The sequence below is a fragment of the Pantoea sp. Cr_R13 genome (genome assembly GCF_029222565.1).
GTDB classification, from domain to species: domain Bacteria; phylum Pseudomonadota; class Gammaproteobacteria; order Enterobacterales; family Enterobacteriaceae; genus Pantoea; species Pantoea eucalypti.
On record NZ_JARHXL010000007.1, the window covers coordinates 1 to 1,014 of the forward strand.

The following is a 1,014-nucleotide window of genomic DNA, read 5'->3' on the forward strand; positions in this document are numbered from 1 at the left end:
GCCCCGGTAAACGGCGGCCGTAACTATAACGGTCCTAAGGTAGCGAAATTCCTTGTCGGGTAAGTTCCGACCTGCACGAATGGCGTAATGATGGCCAGGCTGTCTCCACCCGAGACTCAGTGAAATTGAACTCGCTGTGAAGATGCAGTGTACCCGCGGCAAGACGGAAAGACCCCGTGAACCTTTACTACAGCTTGACACTGAACATTGAGCCTTGATGTGTAGGATAGGTGGGAGGCTTTGAAGCGCGGACGCCAGTTCGCGTGGAGCCAACCTTGAAATACCACCCTTTAATGTTTGATGTTCTAACGTAGGCCCGTGATCCGGGCTGCGGACAGTGTCTGGTGGGTAGTTTGACTGGGGCGGTCTCCTCCTAAAGAGTAACGGAGGAGCACGAAGGTCAGCTAATCACGGTCGGACATCGTGAGGTTAGTGCAATGGCATAAGCTGGCTTGACTGCGAGAGTGACGGCTCGAGCAGGTGCGAAAGCAGGTCATAGTGATCCGGTGGTTCTGAATGGAAGGGCCATCGCTCAACGGATAAAAGGTACTCCGGGGATAACAGGCTGATACCGCCCAAGAGTTCATATCGACGGCGGTGTTTGGCACCTCGATGTCGGCTCATCACATCCTGGGGCTGAAGTAGGTCCCAAGGGTACGGCTGTTCGCCGTTTAAAGTGGTACGCGAGCTGGGTTTAGAACGTCGTGAGACAGTTCGGTCCCTATCTGCCGTGGGCGCTGGAGAATTGAGGGGGGTTGCTCCTAGTACGAGAGGACCGGAGTGAACGCACCACTGGTGTTCGGGTTGTCATGCCAATGGCATTGCCCGGTAGCTAAGTGCGGAAAAGATAAGTGCTGAAAGCATCTAAGCACGAAACTTGCCCCGAGATGAGTTCTCCCTGACTCCTTGAGAGTCCTGAAGGGACGTTGAAGACTACGACGTTGATAGGCCGGGTGTGTAAGCGCAGCGATGCGTTGAGCTAACCGGTACTAATGACCCGTGAGGCTTAACCTT

The 1,014-nt window shown here is 54.5% G+C and carries 1 rRNA gene; it reads left to right on the forward strand.

Annotated elements, in window-relative coordinates:
- Nucleotides 1–1,014 (forward strand): 23S ribosomal RNA (locus P2R09_RS03980); the annotation flags it as partial.